The sequence below is a fragment of the Candidatus Terasakiella magnetica genome, assembly GCF_900093605.1.
Taxonomy (GTDB): Bacteria; Pseudomonadota; Alphaproteobacteria; order Rhodospirillales; family Terasakiellaceae; genus Terasakiella; species Terasakiella magnetica.
On the sequence record NZ_FLYE01000011.1, the window covers coordinates 14,054 to 30,079 of the forward strand.

Sequence of the window (16,026 nt, forward strand, 5' to 3'; positions counted from 1 at the left end):
TTCATGAAGTTTTCCCCCATATCAAAATATCACAGACGCATCTGATAAGAGGGGCATATCATGAAATATCCAGTTCCTGAAAATGAAGCCAAAAGGAATGAAGCTGTTCGGGCCTACCGAGTGATGGATAGCCCACCAGAAATTTTCTTTGATGAGATTGGAAACCTCGCAGCACAAATTTGTGAATGTCCGGTTTCTTATGTCAGTTTTATTGAAGATGATCGATTTTGGTTTAAATCCAAATATGGGCTACCTGATGATTTTGAGGGCTGCCCGCGTGAAATTGCATTTTGCTCCATAACCGTATGCGGATCTGAACTTATTTTATCTCCTGACCTAACCCAAGATGATCGGTTCAAGGATTTCCATTTTGTCGTTAACGACCCCCATTTTAAATTCTACTGTGCCATGCCACTGGTAACGCCTGATGGCTATTCTATTGGTACAATTTGCGTGATGGATTTTGAACCCAGAGAATTGACCTTCAAACAAACTGATGCCGTGCGCCGCCTGGCCCTACAATTAACCACACAGTTAGAACATCGCCGCCGCTTATTAGAGATTGATGAATCCATGCGGGAATTGGATGAAGCCCATTCTCAACTGGCAAAAGAAAAAAACCGTGCCGATAATTTACTGTCTTCCATGCTGCCGCAAACCATCGCTCAAGAATTAATTGAAACAGGCAGCGTGGCTCCAAAATTTTACCCTGACAGCAGTATCCTGTTTGCAGATGTTGTCGGGTTTACCCAGTTTGTTGAAACAGCAGAACCCGCCATGCTCATCGGCATGTTAAATACATATTTTGCACGCTTTGATGAAATCATCTCTCAGCACGGGCTGGAAAAAGTCAAAACCATTGGTGATGCCTATATGGCAGTGGCTGGCGTTCCCACTATGGACCGGCTTCATGTTTTAAATGCCTGCCTGAGTGCCCTATCCATATTACAAGCGGTTGATAAAATCGCAAGCGAGCGCAAACGGCTACATCTCCCTGTCTTTGAGTTTCGCCTTGGTTTACATTGCGGCCCCGTCATCGCAGGCCTGGTTGGCAACCAGCGCGCAACCTATGACATTTGGGGTGATGCGGTAAATACAGCAGCGCGCTTGGAAAGCTGCAGTCAAGCGGGCCGGATCAATGTCTGTAAAAACATCTACCATCAGATGGCCCCTTATTTTGAATTTACCGGGCAAGGCATGGTGGAAGCCAAACATAAAGAGCCAATGGAAATGTATTTTCTAGATCGCCTAAAAGCAGATTTTTCAGAAGACCCTCAAGGATATGTGCCTAACCAACATCTACAAGAAGCCCTTAACCCCTCCATGAAAATTGTGATGGCCCCGCTGGATTAATTTTACGACTGACTTTATAGTCTTTGAAATGATCCAACAAATACGACCAAGGAAGCAATAAATGGACCCGTTGTCACAAGGTGTGGTTGGTGCCATCCTGCCTCAGTCTACCCATAAACGCAGCCTGTTTTTATGGGCGGGCTTGTTTGGCATGATTGGTGGTATGGTGCCCGACCTTGATACATTCATTCGCTCCAATGCGGACCCTTTGATCTATTTAGAATACCATCGCCAATTTACCCATTCCTTGGTTTTCATCCCCTTTGGCGGGCTAATCTGTGCGGGCCTGCTTCATATTATAATTGGGCGGCGCAAATCCTTACCCTTTAAGATGACTTATCTGTTTTGCACATTGGGTTATGCGACCCATGGGCTGTTAGATGCCATGACCTCTTATGGCACCCAGCTTTTATGGCCTTTTTCTGATGCGCGCATTGCTTGGAGTTATATCTCCATTGTCGATCCTTTATTTACCCTGCCAATCTTAATTCTCGGTTTGTTATGTATCTTTAAAAATAAAGCCCTCTATGCCCGTATCGCCCTTTGTTGGGGGATGTTTTATCTCTCACTTGGCGCTTTGCAAAACTCACGCGCCCATGAAGCAGGCTTAGACCTTGCAGCTGAGCGGGGACATGCCATTGAAGAAATCAGTGTTAAGCCAAGCTTTGGAAACTTACTGGTGTGGAAAACGGTTTATCAACATAACAATAAGTTTTATGTCGATGCTGTTCGCACAGGATGGGAACTGGAGGTTTTTAAAGGCACCTCCATGGAAGCCTTAAATATTGAGCGTGACTTTCCTTGGCTGGATAAAAACACCCAGCAGGCAAAAGATATTGAACGTTTCAGATGGTTTTCCAACGGCTATCTTGCAAAAGACCCTGAGGTCGAAAACAGGATTATTGATCTGCGCTATTCTTTTGTCCCCAATCAGATTAATGCCTTATGGTCTATTGGACTTTCAAAAGAGGCCTTAAGCAGCGATCATGTGCGTTTTTTAACACACCGTAAAGCCGGAGAAACTGAACGCAACGCCTTGTTAAAAATGATCATAAATTAGCGCTGCAAAAGAAGCTTCTAAATTACCTTAATCTTAAGTTTATCCTTTACCAAATGAAGGCTTGCTTTTTTGATAGTGATAACTATTCTCATCTGCATCTTTTATAGTCAATCACTAAGGTATCACGATGAATTTTACTCTTAAGCTCGGTGTTTCCGCCCTTAGCCTTGCCTTGCTTACAGGCACAGCGCTTGCAAATGACAATGTATATTCCGGTTTCCCCGTAACTGTTAAAGATTACGCTGGTAAGAAAACCACTTCAGTTGCTTACACAGGCCAGATTGCGCGCCATACGCTGCATGATTCCTTGAAGAAACTGGCGGGTAAAGGCAACGGCAAGCCAAACCCTGACCTTAAAGCACAATTGCTGTCTTACTATGCGAATAAAGACAAAGGCCGCATGATCGTTGCGCCAAAAACAAAAGGCCCCTTTGTGATTTCCCAAACAGGCGTAGATGATATTTCCAAAGGTAAAGACCTTGCCAGCAAAACCTATAAAGGTGTCGTCAACGGTATGCCGGGCGACATGAAAGGTGCCGAGCTGGTCACTTTTTGGATTGATAAAACCTCATCTGCCAACAAAGGTGTGGATGCGGTTGCGGGTTACAACTACCCACAGCTGATCTCCAAGTTCATCCTTGGTGCGGTGATGTACAGCCAAGCGGTTGATAACTATCTGGACGAAGGCCTGTCTGCCAAGAAAAAACCAAATGACAAAGCCTATAAAGACGGCGCGCCCTACACAGGTAAAGAGCATTACTGGGATGAAGCTTTTGGTTACTTCGGTGCGCCCGCCCACACACTGACCCTGACACCAGCGCAAGTTATTGAAATTGCGAAAATGGGTAAAGCCTCTAAAGCACCAGCTGATGCGGTTGCACTGGCTGATTACAACAAAGATGGCAAAATTGATTTGCGCACAGAAATGACATTTGGCCCGGCTTATTACGCGGCTGGCTTTGATAAAGGTGGCAAAACCACCTATCTGAAAAACATCACACAAGCTTACCTTGAAGGTCGCAAAACAATCACGGCTGCCAAAGGGGAAAAGCTCTCTATGGACCAGCGCGTAAAACTTAAAGGCTACGCTTCCATCATTGAAGAAAACTGGGAACAGGTTCTGGCTGAAGCAACCTTTAAATATGCAGGTTCTGTCTATAAAGACATGACAAAACTGCAAGCGCTTAAAGAAGCCAATAAAGATACTTCCAAGCAGCTTGGTAAATATATCAAGCATTGGGGTGAGCTTAAAGGTTTCTCCCTTGCCCTTCAAACAGGTAAGAACAACCTTGGCGAAACAGCATCAGAGCTCAACACACTTGTTGGTGCAGGTCCTTTGATGCCCGATGGCAGCCAAGTGATCAATATCGATGGTCGTGGCAACTATCTGCGTGATCAAGACAACACAACTTGGAGCCAGTACATGGTACAGATGGCACAGGTTCAACAGTTGATGATCAACAAACTGGGTGTAACAGCACGTGGTAATGACGTAACAGCTGGTTTGGAAGACTTGCTTTCTAAGCTTGGCAACCAAGAAGCTGCTGAAGCTGATTGATCAGAAATGAATGAAGGGCTCGAAGGCTTGCTTTCGGGCCCTTTTTCTGTTTAAAGCTGCTCATGGATATCGCACTTACATTCTTTGATGGATTATCTGATCTGTTGATCAACCCGCAAAAGCGCCTCTTTTGGGGCTATCTTTTGAGCGGATTTTCCCTTGCGTTCTTGTATCTGTGTTTTATTCGAAAAGAAAATATCAAAGCCACCTTTAGCCAGACTTTTGGCAAAGACATCTGGTGGTCAGCCTCTGCTAAAAGCGACTATCTGATCATTATGATCAATAAACTGGTCATGATGGCGGTGATCCCGTTGATAATCACCAAACTAGCTATTGCCACTTATATTTTTGAGAATTTACATCACCTTTTTGAGGGCCGCCCCCAGCTCTGGCTTGATTTACCTGCCCATTGGGTGGCGCTTGCCTTCACGCTCAGCCTTTTTTTAATGGATGATGCGTCTAAATATCTGGTTCATCGCTGGCTTCATACGGTACCTTTTTTATGGGCCTTTCATAAAGTCCATCATACGGCTGAGACCCTAACCCCTTTTACGGTTTTGCGCGTCCATCCGGTTGAAGGCATTATCTTTGCCTTTCGCGCTGTGTTGGTACAAGCCCTGTGTCTTGGCACCTTTTTCTTTTTCTTTGGTGCACGTGTTGAATTAATTGATGTGCTTGGCGCAAATATCGTGCTGTTTATTTTCCATATCACCGGGTCTAACCTGCGCCATAGCCATGTCTGGTTAAGTTATGGTTCAACCATAGAACATCTCTTTATCTCGCCTGCCCAACATCAAATCCACCACTCCATAGATCAACGTCATCATGATCGTAACTATGGGGCAGTGCTGGCCTTGTGGGACTGGATGGGGAACAGTCTTTATCTTGCCAAAGATCAGGCAGGCCTATCCTTTGGCGTTCAAGGTGAGGTGCAACCTCATCACTTGAAAAACCTCTATATCACCCCCTTTAAAGAGGCTTTTCTTAGCCTCGCCCCGAAAAGAAAAAAGCCATTGTTGGATCACTCCTCCAACAACTAGGTTTACGCGCGGGTTCAACTTACCCTATAGTAACTCTATATCGTTTTTCAGGGGCAAGATGCGCACACCGTCACTTATCATCATAACGCTCATCAGCGTCATATTTATGGGGCTTCAAACAGCTCACGCCAAAGACTTGCGCGTGCTTGGGCATTCTGTCCCACCCTTTAGTATGCATGAAAACAATACGGTGACAGGCTTTTCAGCCGATCTTTTTCAGCTGGTTCATACAGCCGTTCAGGACACACAAAAAAAAGCCCCCCTCATTGCGGTGAGCTTCAATCGTCTCTATGCAGAAGTTTCCAAATCAAAACGCAGTATAGGCCTTACCGTTGGGCGCAACGCCAAGCGTGAGAAGCTCTTTCAATGGGTTGGGCCTTATCTTACTGTTGACCTTGGGCTTATTGCGAAAAAAGAGAAAAACTTTAAGATCACCCATATCAATGAGCTCACCAATTATAAGATTGGTACAATCCAGAAAACCGCACCTGAACAAGCGCTCATCAAAAAGGGGCTTTCCCTTAAAGCATTTACACGTGACCTTTACCCTAAACGCAATATCCAAAAGCTCCATAAAGACAGGGTTGATTTTATCGCCTACCCCTTGCAGGCCACCTCTTATTTAATGAGCCGAAATAAGATTGATGCCAGTCTTTATGAAGAAGTTTTCCCTATTCGATCTATTGAGCTGTATTTCGCCTTTAGCCAAGACTTCAAAAAAGAAGAGCTCGCCCTTTATCAGAAAAAACTTGATGAGATCATCGCCTCGCCTGCTTTTGAAAAACTAAAAAGCAAATATGCCTTAAGCGATATTCAGAAATATATCCCCCATCAAGACAAATAAAAAAAGCGCCCACATGAAGGGACGCTTTTCTCTAAGTCAGATTGCTTTTAAGCTTTGGCCTGTGCTTTCGACATTTTATGCACAAACTCTTTGAAAGACAGGTCCTCATTAATGATATCATCCATCAAAAGATAGAAGACTTCCTTCTTTAAGCTTTTGCGCGCAAGCTCATTTGTGGCTGCTGCTTCACCCAATTTAACGATTGTTTCCATCTTACCATAAAGTGATTGATGGTGTTCATGGTGGTGCTGGGCATCAGGATAGCCAGCTCGTTTCAACAAGGACTCTTCAGCCCCAAAATGCTTTTTACATAGGCTAACAAAGCGACGGGCTAATTCTGCACAGTCCTCAGCTCGGTCTTCATCAATAGCCGCACTGATATCTTCAGCCAACTGGTTTAACCAAGCGTGGTCTTTATCAATTTCTTCACACTCAAGCATAAATGAATCGTCAAACTTGATCATCGATCCCTCCTTTAAACAGGATTTTATATAGGTACTTTATTGGGCGGCTACAGGTTTAATTTCGGCCTGTGGTTGGTTATTATTTTGCTCTTTGCTTTTTAAAGGGAAAATAAAGGCATTGACCGGGTCAATACGCGCCCATGTTTCCTTATCGAGCTCAGGCGTAAACTCACGGTGCACGCGCCCATCCATCATCAAGCCGCGATCACTACCGTCTGGCACACGCATGCGCACGATACTGCTGTGACCAAGCAGATGGTTTGAAACCACATCCACTTTCACAGCATTTTCGCTTTGCTTGGTATCAAACAAAATACCTTCTGGGCGCACGAGAACCTGCACCAGCTCACCATCTGCAATTTTCTTACATTCTACTTTGCCAAGTGGCGTATCCACATAACCATTTTCAACCACGCCCTCAATACGGTTCATCATACCAAACAGGTTGGCAACAAACTCATCGGCAGGGTTATAGTAAATCTCGTTCGGGCTACCGGCTTGCAAAATTTTACCGCCGCGGCCCAAGATTTTAATACGGTCTGCCATATACATGGCTTCTTCAGGATCGTGGGTTACCATCAATGTCGCCACACCTGCATCGCGCAAGACAGACAGAGTTTCTTGGCGGATTTTTTCACGCATGTTGGTATCAAGGCCAGAAAACGGCTCATCCAATAACAACAGTTTGGGTTCTGGCGCCAAGGCGCGCGCCAAGGCAATACGTTGTTGCTGCCCCCCTGAAAGCATGTGTGGGAAAGCTTCTGCATAAGCAGTCATACCGACTTGATCCAACATATCAAGGGCGCGGGCTTGTGCCTTCTTTTTATCCATACCATGCAGGCCAAAGGTCACATTGGCCATAATATCAAGATGTGGGAAAAGCGCGTAATCTTGGAACATCAAACCGATTTTGCGTTTTTCCGGTGGCAGGCACATGTCAGAATTTGCAACCGTTTCCCCATCAATAACGATGTTACCTTCTTGTAAGGTTTCCAAACCACCCGCAAGGCGCAGGATGGTGGATTTACCACAACCAGATGGGCCAAGCAGACAGACCAGTTCACCCGCCGGAATGGTCAATGACGCCCCGTTGAGAACTTTGTTTGATCCGTAAGAATGCGTCACACCGTAAATATGTAGTCCTTGCATTTCTCTTTCTCCTCTTAATTATGGCCGGGGCGCGATTTGTTAATGGCGATACTCAGGATAATCACCGGGAAAATCCCAAAGCCCACAATCGCAAGGGCCGCGAGTGAAGCTTCACCCAATTGTTCGTCTGAGGCAAACTGATGGACATAGGTTGCCAATGTATGGAAGTTAAACGGGCGCAAAATAACCGTGATCGGCAGCTCTTTCATGCAATCCACGAACACCATCATGACAGCGGTTAACATACTGCCGCGAATGATGGGGATATGAATTTTGCGCAATGTGGCAAAAGCGCCATGACCAAGACTGCGCGACGCGCCATCCATACTTGGTGTGACTTTACCAAGGCTGGATTCCACACTCCCAAACGAAAGGGCAAGGAAGCGCACCAGATAACCATAAGTCACCGCCGCAATGGTCCCACTGAAAATCAACCCGGTTGAAATGCCGAAGTTTTCACGCATATAGCCATCAATCCCGTTATCAAGCCCACCAAGCGTCACCAACACACCCACCGCAAGGACCGAGCCCGGTACCGCATAGCCAAGGCTTGCAAAACGCACCATAAACTTCAGTGTCTTTTCTTTGCGAAGGCGCACGCCATAGGCCATGAATGTACCAATGGCAATGGCGAAGATTGCAGCAACAACCGATAACAGCGCACTGTTACCCGCATGACCCAGCACTTCCTGTGTGGCTGCCATATCAAAATGGATAATGGCATAATAAAATAAAACAACAGCCGGCAGAACAAAGCCAAGAACAATAGGCAAGGCACAACCGATTGTGGCCAGAATCGCCATTTTAGCTGGCAGCTCATACCCCGGCAGGGCTTTATATTTAGAAGTGGTGTGATGGAATTTCTGTTTACGACGACCAAAACGTTCTGCCGCAATCAAGAACATCACAAAGAATAACAACATGCAGGAAAGCTGAGCCGCCCCTGCGATATTATTCATATTCAGCCACACATCATAAATCCCCAGCGTGAAGGTATTGACCGCAAAGAAATCGACTGTACCGAAATCATTGAGCGTTTCCATCATCACAAGGGAGAGGCCGATAACAATCGCCGGGCGCGCCAAAGGCAGGGCAACTGAAAAGAAGCTACGCCACGGGCCACGGCCCAAAACACGGCTGGCTTCAAGCACACAAACAGATTGTTCCAAAAAGGCCGCGCGCGACAGCAGATAAACATACGGATAAAGCACCAATGTCATCATGGAAGCCGCCCCACCAAGGGAGCGAATTTCAGGGAACCAATATTCGCGTTTGGTCTCCCAGCCAAAAATCTCGCGCAACATACCTTGTACCGGACCGGCATATTCCAAAATGTCCGTATAGACATAAGCGATTACATAAGCTGGCATCGCCATGGGCAACAACAATGCCCATTCAAAGATCTTTTTACCGGGAAAACGGCACATGCTGACAATCCAGGCCGAGCCCACCCCAATAAGGAGCGTCCCAATGGCAACAGAGACCATCAACAAAAGCGTAGTTGAAATATAATCGGGTAAAACCGTATCAACCAAGTGAGACCAGATATCATCACTTGGCGTTAAGCTGAGAAAAATAACCGCACAAATCGGGGCAATCGCCATCACAGCAATCAGGATCGTGCCCACTGTCCAGATGTTCAACCATGCCCATCTGTTTTTTGCTGCCCCTGAGGCCAATGCTGTTGTGGCTACTGCTTCATTCATATTCTTCTCGTCTTAACTTTTCAGTGTCACGTCTTTTTTAAACAGGGAAACGCAAGCCTTGCAGCCCGCGTCTTCCCTAACATGCGATAAATTCAGTTTCGCTTAGTTGTTGTAGCGAACCTTATCCATAATGCGTGTTGCAATCTTGCGGTATTCTGCAATCTTCGTCAGGTCAACTTCATCGGCCTTGAACTTACCCCAAGAAGCCACAACCGGGTGAAGCTCAGCGGTTTCATCGATTGGGTATTCAAAGTTGCCTTTAGCATAAATAGCCTGAGCTTTTGGACCTGTTAAAAATTCAAGCAGCTTGATCGCATTAGCTTCGTTCATCGCGCCTTTAAGAACGCCACCACCAGAAATATTTACGTGCGTGCCACGATCAGCCTGATTTGGGAACACCAAGAATACAGAGGCCGCCCAGTCTTTTTGCTCTGGGTTTTTCTCATTTGTAACCATCTTGCCCATATAATATGTGTTACCAAGGGAAACATCACACTCGCCTTGATAAACCGCTTTAACTTGGGCGCGGTCGTTACCTTGTGGTTTGCGCGCAAGGTTGTTTTTCACACCCTTGGCCCAGTTAAGGGCAGCTTCTTCACCTTCGGCAGCGACAATAGAGGCGAGCAGGGAAATGTTATATTCATGCTTGCCAGAACGCGTACAGATACGGCCTTCCATATGCGGCTTTGCCAAATCTTCATATGTTTGGACTTCTTCAGGCTTCACACGTTTATTATGGGCATAGATAATACGTGCACGTGTGGTCAATCCGTACCACAGGCCATCCGGGTGGCGATACTGTGAGGGGATTTTCTCTTTTAAAACATCAGAAGTGGTTGATTTCAACAGACCAGCTTGAACATGGTTATCCAGCTTGCCGATATCGGATGTTAAAATCAAATCAGCCGGGCTGTTTTGACCTTCTGCCTTGATACGCTCCAACATACCTTTTTTGATATAAACCATGTTTACTTTAATACCGGATTCATCGCTAAAAGCTTCCAGCAATGGGTTAATCAAAAACGGTTGACGCGAAGAATAAAGATTTACTTCTTCGGCTTGGGCTACACCAGCGATAGAGATGCAAAATGCACCCAAGGCCATACCAGTGATTTTTTTCAAGGACATCCATCCAACTCCATAAAATTCAACTACCCGTGAAATGGCTCAAGAGCGCGACATTAACGCCCATCACTCGCATACCATTCACTTCAAAATCCATCATCAACCAGTAATCATAGTGAGAATGAATTGCAAGTTATTTTTGATAATAAGTCTTAATATTACGATATTCTTGATCACCCTGATAGTAAAACCGCTATTTCCCCTCCCCTAAAGCCGATTCAGATTGCCTCGCTGCATACCATATGATAGACCGACCCTATATTTTGTCATTTAAGAACAGGCATAAGGTCAGCCCGAACACTATGGAAACCCTCGCTTCCTTCATCTGGAATCCATTCATGGTCTTCATCTACCTTGAATTAGGACTCCTCTTTATGGTTTTAACCCGCGGCGCGGCAATTCGCGGTGTGTGGAATACCATCATGGGGCTCTGGCAGGTTCGCCGTGACAGTAAGGGCCATGAGGGCGAACATGTCGCCCATTATGCTGCCTTTATCGCAGCCCTTTCTGCCAGTGTAGGTGTGGGTAACTTGGCAGGTGTGGGCACCGCCCTTCACCTTGGTGGGCCCGGCGCGCTGTTTTGGATGTGGGTTTCAGCCCTTTTGGGCATGTCATTTCGTATGAGCTCGGTCTATTTCGCGGTTAAGCTTGCGAAAAAGCATCAAGACCATGACCTATTTGCCACCCCGATGTTTTATATTGTGGAGCTTCTGGGCAAAAAATGGAAATGGCTGGCAACCGCCCTTGCGGGCATGATCATGATTAAAGGCATGGTGACAGCCAACCTTATTCAGGCAAACTCCGTTGCCCATGCCATTTCTGGTGAAATCGGTGTTTCCAATATTATGGTCGCCCTTTTGCTTGGCACAGCAGTGGCCTTGGTGGTTGTGGGTGGTTTTAAAAGCATTTTGAAATTCTCCACCATTACCGCACCTTGGATGATCCTTGGCTACTTACTGTGTGGCTGGTTTATCCTTCTCTTTACCGAAGCCAATACATTAGAAGCCTTAGTCTCCGTCTTTAAATATGCCTTTTCGCCCTACTCTATTGCTGGTGGCGTGGCCGGATATGCGGTTTTAGAAACCCTTCAATATGGTATTTCACGCGGCATTTTCTCTCATGGCTCCGGCATTGGTATTGCGCCTTTCTGGCAAGGGGCCAACCGTGATTGCCCAGCTCAAAGCTCTATGCTTGCCGCGGCTGTTCCGGTTGTTGATACCTTGATCGTCTGCACCACAACAGGGCTTGTGGTTCTTACTGCGGATAAATGGCTTGATACCACCGGGGCTTATCTGACCGTTTCCTCCTTTACTCACTTTACAGGTGAGATCGGGCGCGTTCTGGTCACAGCTTGCCTTGTGATTTTCGCCTTTACCACCATCATCAACTGGGCGCATTTTTCTGAGCGTTGCTACCAGTTCCTAGGCGGCACGAACGTTAAATACTTCCGCTACTTTTTTGCAGGCGTGACCTTTGTTGGCCCCTTCCTGCCGTTGCGTCCTTTATGGGCCGTGGGCGATCTCCTTATTGGTTGTATGTTGCTTATTCACCTTCTACCACTGACCTTCATCGTTGCTAAACATACCAAGGTCATGTGTAAGGAGCTCATTCCGGCAATTAAGAACAATTCTCAATTGTAAATTTAACTCCCTCATAATCTTGACTTTTTTAACTTGCCCCTATAATTTAAAGGGGAATGTCGCCATAAGGGTGTATGTTTTTTTTCGAGGGACCCATGTTACCATTAAATGAACTTGTCAAAGGCATGACACCGCAAGAAATCAACGCGATGTCTGATAGTCTTGAACAAATTGCCGATCAAAAGGCAATTGCCGCTGCAAAAGCAAAAGCTGCAACAGCCGCTAAAATCAAAGCTGCCGCAGCTGCGAAAGCGAAAACCGCTGCCGCTGCAAAAACCGCGGCTGCCGCCAAAACAGCAGCTGCGACAAAAGCCGCAAGCGCAGGCAAAGGCATCGCTGCTGCAAAAGCAGGTACAAATGTTGTTGCTGCCAATGCAGGCGCCACAACATCTAAAGCAGTAACCAGCACAGTGGGCTGTGGCTGCTCTAAAAGCTTAAGCCTTGGTCTTGGCCTTGGTCTTGGCATCTGGGGTCCGGTTCTGCTTGTGGCAGGCTTGGGCGCAGGTGGCTATTTTGCCTATAAGAAATATTCTGAACACCGTAGCAACGTTGTTCTGGATGAACCGTCTATCTAAGTAAACGGTTCAGACCATTAAAAAAGGCCACTGAGATTTCAGCGGCCTTTTTTTTGATCTTATCGTTTGTGGATTAAGATTTTAAAATATCTTCATCCAACAAAGGCGCATGATCATTTTCGCCTTCAATATAATCCATGCCACGGTCCCAAACATATTTGCCAGCAACAGCTGCAGCAAATGCTGTACCGACAGAAACCACAAGGCCCCCGCCCACAAGACCGACAGTAAAGGCACTTACCGCTGTTGCAACACCTGCACCAGCTGCCTCTTTGGCCGTTTCAACCACAACTTCGTTGGTTTCCATCTCACCGTCTTTGTGCTTTTTAAGATTTTGAGCGAGCGCACCGGACCCACCGACAATTGCACCAAGCGCACCAACACCGGGTACACTTTGCGCTAAAAAAGGAGCTAATTGAAACGCCATAATTCTTACACTTCCATCCGCTAGTTAAATCAACTACAACGATTCAATATTAGAATCGCTTTAAAAACACCCTAACATCAAACCAAAAGCCTTACAATCAAGCATTCTCCCAATGACAAATTAGAAAATGCTTCTAAGACCTTAAAAACTTGAATACCATAATAATCTCAACTACGTAGCCTGCAAAGCCTTTTTTTACTTTTTTTGTTGCGATTCATTCGCAATGATATTTACGAAAAAATATGCAAAAACTAAGGCTTAGAAGGTCTTTTTTATTAGACAAAAATCGCCTACACTGGTATTCCAACACTCAATGAATTCAGACTCGTAACCTTTATATTTGCCTTGGATTGGAAGAATGAACTCTGTCGCGCCCCATACCCATGATGTTCCTGATGCTGTTAAACCACAGGATATGCGCACTGAATCTGTTCAAACCCAAGGTGAAGTCCCTGTTTCCCAAGGCAAAGAAATCCCGGTTGAAGATTTGTTCAACGGCGTGGTTAATGTGCTTGGTGATGGGCTAGAGGTTATTATCGATTCTTGTGTTAGCGCCCAAAAACACATTGTACCGCACGCAAAAAGCGGGATCAGCGTTGTTTATGATGGATTCCATGAAAGTGTGAATGACATCGGCTGCTTCCTAAACAAGAAGATGAACGCAATTAAGAATACGCCGCTCGTCGATGATATCGAATTGATCCGGCAGATGAAAAAAGATAGCCAAGACTCGCAAAAAAGTCCGGTTCAGGGCTAGCGGGTCATTTGGAGAAATAGAACGTGGCAAAACTGATCATATATTTGATCATAGCGATTGCTATCTTGTTGTTTGCATTGCAAAACATCGAGCCTGTGATAATTGATTTTATCTTTATGGCGCCGGTGCCAGTGCCGATGATCTTGGTAATAGCTTTGTCATTTTTTAGTGGTTTTGTGGTCGCGCTGTTTAGTGTGGCGCGCATCACCATGAAGAAGAAGAACAAGGCCCAGATTGAATATCACCCTAAATAAGGGTCGGTTTTAGTTTGGGTCTTTAAGTGACCTTATAAAGCTTAGGAAGTGTAGGGAATGAAATACGAAAAGTGCGGTAAATGCATCAAGACCATTGGTTGGGTCGGCTTGGTGACCAACACCGTTTTAACCTTTTTGAAGGCGTTTGTCGGGCTGGTCTCTGGCTCTCACGCCCTGTTGGCCGATTCCCTTTATTCCTTTAAAGATGTGGTTAGCTCCCTTCTCGTCATTGTCGGCGGCAAGGTTTCTGAGCAATCCCTTGATAAAGAACACCCTTACGGGCATGGCAAGATCGAGTTCGTGCTGTCGCTTTTCGTCAGTGTGATCTTCCTGATTGTCACTGGCTTCTTGCTTGTTTATGCGGTGTCCATGCTGTTTGGCGATAGCACCCACCAAGCCCCACACCTCATTGCCCTTTGGACGGCGATCTTGTGTGCCGTGGTCAATGTGGTGATGTATGCCTATTCCAAATGTGCGGCCACTCAAAGCAACAGCCCACTGATTAAGACCCTATCCCAACACCATCACGCTGATGCCATTTCATCCAGTGCGGTGGCTGTGGGTATTGTGGGCGCGCATTATCTTGAAATGCCATGGGTTGATACTTTGGTTGCGGTGGTTGAAACCCTGCACCTGCTTTATTTGGGCAGCCATGTATTTAAAGATTCTGTTATGGGCTTGATGGATCGCCAGATCGATATGCCAAAACGCAAAATCCTGCAAAACCTGATCTTGGGTGTTGAAGGTGTGCGCGAGATCAAACATATGCGTACCCGTCATATCGGTCAGAATATTTCAGCTGAAATCACCGTTGGTGTGGATGAAAATGCCACGGTGAGTGAGGCCACAGCCATTGCCAATAAGGTTAAAGAAACCATCATCCATACGGTCAGTCGCATCGGTGCCATTCAGGTCAAGGCCGAGGCACATGAAAAAAATACAAATGCGGCCCAAGACAGTGATGATGCGGCCTCTTTGATCGAAGCCCCTGAAGGTGGGCTGGCATGATCATGACGCACGCAATCAAACAAACACACCAAGACACGCCAACAGGTAAATAGAATTATGAAACTCAACGAAAAACTTGAACATAGTCCTCTGATCGGCAGCACAGGTTTCTGCTCATCGCCATGGCGTGGTTTGGCTTTTGGTTTTGTCACTTTGGTGACACTGACCTTTGTTTGGGGCTTTATTATCCTCAATGGATATAAGCATGATGATCACTTTGAAGAGTATAGCCACCTAAGTGTGCCTGAATTCCTCTTTCGTGATGCGGGTGGTCCCTCACCACAAGAACTCGCCAATGCATTGGCACCGGGTATTGTTGGTATCAGTGCAGCTGGTGCAAACATGCCGCTGGTTTCCTCCGGTGCCTTGGTTAGCCCGAAAGGCCACGTTCTAACGGCCCTTCACCCGATCAAAAATGTTAAAGAACTTGATATTCACGTGCGCACCATGCAAGGCATCAAGCGCTATGAAGCTCAAGTTGCCAAAACACATGAGGCCCATAACCTTGTTGTGTTAAAAATCCTCACACCTGAGCGTTTCCAGTATTTCACACTGGCTGATACGGCAAACCTTGGCGTAAGCGCACAAGTCATTGCCATGGGTCAGACAAATGGCGGCTCGATCTTAATCAATAAAGGTCAAATCCGTTCGCTCAACACCACAATTAGTGCCGGCGGCATTGCCATGAAATCACTGGCCCAAACCGATGCTATCTTCTCATGGCAGCAAACAGGTGGACCGCTGATCAACCAAAATGGTGAGATCGTTGGTGTCAACATGGCCTTTAACGGTCCAAATAATTCCGTTGATGGTTTTGCTGTGCCTTCCCATGTGGTTCTGGCGCACTTCCAAGATATTGTTGGCTTTAAGGTTTCTAAACCAAAGCCACGCACTATGGCACAACAGCCAACAGCTGCGCCTGTTGCGTGGAATAACAATATGGCAACGGCCCAGCCAATGGCGATGCAGAACATGCAACTGCCAAACCCGGGTATGCAACAATCTCAAAGCGCTATGCCGCAATCATGGTGGCAAAAAGCACGCACACAAATGATGGGCCAGTAAT

At 46.2% G+C, this 16,026-nt stretch carries 16 protein-coding genes; 11 read left to right on the forward strand and 5 right to left on the reverse strand.

All coding sequences use genetic code 11. The features are described from left to right. The first annotated feature begins 60 nt into the window (after positions 1–60). The 5 genes from MTBPR1_RS06785 to MTBPR1_RS06805 all read left to right on the forward strand — a co-directional run bounded on the left by MTBPR1_RS06785 (position 61) and on the right by MTBPR1_RS06805 (position 5,855). Entirely contained in the window at positions 61–1,353 is a 1,293-nt protein-coding gene (locus tag MTBPR1_RS06785) for an adenylate/guanylate cyclase domain-containing protein (protein ID WP_069186821.1), read from the forward strand. 61 nt (positions 1,354–1,414) lie between these two features. After that, positions 1,415–2,413: a metal-dependent hydrolase gene (locus MTBPR1_RS06790; RefSeq protein ID WP_069186822.1), complete on the forward strand. Its 999-nt coding sequence runs from the start codon at positions 1,415–1,417 to the stop codon at positions 2,411–2,413. A 127-nt stretch (positions 2,414–2,540) separates the two neighbouring features. Then, positions 2,541–3,971 (forward strand): DUF4856 domain-containing protein, encoded by a 1,431-nt coding sequence (locus tag MTBPR1_RS06795; RefSeq protein WP_069186823.1) that lies wholly within the window; start codon positions 2,541–2,543, stop codon positions 3,969–3,971. Between the two features lie 62 nt (positions 3,972–4,033). Then, positions 4,034–5,011: a sterol desaturase family protein gene (locus tag MTBPR1_RS06800; protein ID WP_069186824.1), complete on the forward strand. Its 978-nt coding sequence runs from the start codon at positions 4,034–4,036 to the stop codon at positions 5,009–5,011. Positions 5,012–5,069: 58 nt separating this feature from the next. Continuing rightward, a complete protein-coding gene (locus tag MTBPR1_RS06805) occupies positions 5,070–5,855 on the forward strand; it encodes a substrate-binding periplasmic protein (RefSeq protein WP_069186825.1) in 786 nt (261 codons plus the stop codon). Positions 5,856–5,902: 47 nt separating this feature from the next. On the opposite strand, the gene MTBPR1_RS06810 is transcribed toward MTBPR1_RS06805, so the two are convergent. The 4 genes from MTBPR1_RS06810 to MTBPR1_RS06825 all read right to left on the reverse strand — a co-directional run bounded on the left by MTBPR1_RS06810 (position 5,903) and on the right by MTBPR1_RS06825 (position 10,302). Then, a complete protein-coding gene (locus tag MTBPR1_RS06810; RefSeq protein WP_069186826.1) occupies positions 5,903–6,319 on the reverse strand; it encodes a bacteriohemerythrin in 417 nt (138 codons plus the stop codon). Positions 6,320–6,355: 36 nt separating this feature from the next. Next, positions 6,356–7,468, reverse strand: coding sequence for an ABC transporter ATP-binding protein (locus MTBPR1_RS06815; RefSeq protein WP_069186827.1), 1,113 nt, complete (start codon positions 7,466–7,468; stop codon positions 6,356–6,358). 14 nt (positions 7,469–7,482) lie between these two features. Beyond that, the gene (locus tag MTBPR1_RS06820; RefSeq protein ID WP_083222952.1) at positions 7,483–9,174 is read right to left on the reverse strand and encodes an ABC transporter permease; all 1,692 of its coding nucleotides are present in this window, start codon (positions 9,172–9,174) and stop codon (positions 7,483–7,485) included. A 102-nt stretch (positions 9,175–9,276) separates the two neighbouring features. Continuing rightward, positions 9,277–10,302 (reverse strand): Fe(3+) ABC transporter substrate-binding protein, encoded by a 1,026-nt coding sequence (locus MTBPR1_RS06825; protein WP_069186828.1) that lies wholly within the window; start codon positions 10,300–10,302, stop codon positions 9,277–9,279. A 335-nt stretch (positions 10,303–10,637) separates the two neighbouring features. On the opposite strand from MTBPR1_RS06825, the gene MTBPR1_RS06830 reads away from it, so the two are divergent. Together MTBPR1_RS06830 and MTBPR1_RS18220 are read left to right on the forward strand one after the other, a co-directional pair. Beyond that, positions 10,638–11,939 (forward strand): alanine/glycine:cation symporter family protein, encoded by a 1,302-nt coding sequence (locus MTBPR1_RS06830; RefSeq protein WP_165602630.1) that lies wholly within the window; start codon positions 10,638–10,640, stop codon positions 11,937–11,939. A 95-nt stretch (positions 11,940–12,034) separates the two neighbouring features. After that, the gene (locus MTBPR1_RS18220; protein ID WP_205631222.1) at positions 12,035–12,514 is read left to right on the forward strand and encodes a magnetic particle specific iron-binding protein; all 480 of its coding nucleotides are present in this window, start codon (positions 12,035–12,037) and stop codon (positions 12,512–12,514) included. A 73-nt stretch (positions 12,515–12,587) separates the two neighbouring features. On the opposite strand, the gene mamC is transcribed toward MTBPR1_RS18220, so the two are convergent. Beyond that, positions 12,588–12,941, reverse strand: a complete 354-nt coding sequence (mamC, locus tag MTBPR1_RS06840; protein WP_069186831.1) for a magnetosome protein MamC — start codon at positions 12,939–12,941, stop codon at positions 12,588–12,590. A 358-nt stretch (positions 12,942–13,299) separates the two neighbouring features. On the opposite strand from mamC, the gene MTBPR1_RS06845 reads away from it, so the two are divergent. Genes MTBPR1_RS06845 through MTBPR1_RS06860 form a run of 4 tightly spaced genes read left to right on the forward strand, consistent with a single transcriptional unit; the run spans position 13,300 to position 16,025 of the window. Further along, positions 13,300–13,698, forward strand: a complete 399-nt coding sequence (locus tag MTBPR1_RS06845; protein ID WP_069186832.1) for a hypothetical protein — start codon at positions 13,300–13,302, stop codon at positions 13,696–13,698. A gap of 23 nt (positions 13,699–13,721) precedes the next feature. Then, a complete protein-coding gene (locus MTBPR1_RS06850; RefSeq protein WP_069186779.1) occupies positions 13,722–13,952 on the forward strand; it encodes a LapA family protein in 231 nt (76 codons plus the stop codon). Positions 13,953–14,009: 57 nt separating this feature from the next. Beyond that, positions 14,010–14,960 carry a magnetosome biogenesis CDF transporter MamM gene (mamM, locus tag MTBPR1_RS06855; protein WP_069186833.1) on the forward strand — a complete coding sequence of 317 codons (951 nt, stop codon included), beginning with the start codon at positions 14,010–14,012 and terminating at the stop codon, positions 14,958–14,960. A 57-nt stretch (positions 14,961–15,017) separates the two neighbouring features. Then, positions 15,018–16,025 (forward strand): S1C family serine protease, encoded by a 1,008-nt coding sequence (locus MTBPR1_RS06860; protein WP_069186834.1) that lies wholly within the window; start codon positions 15,018–15,020, stop codon positions 16,023–16,025. The last annotated feature ends 1 nt before the right edge of the window (position 16,026 follow it).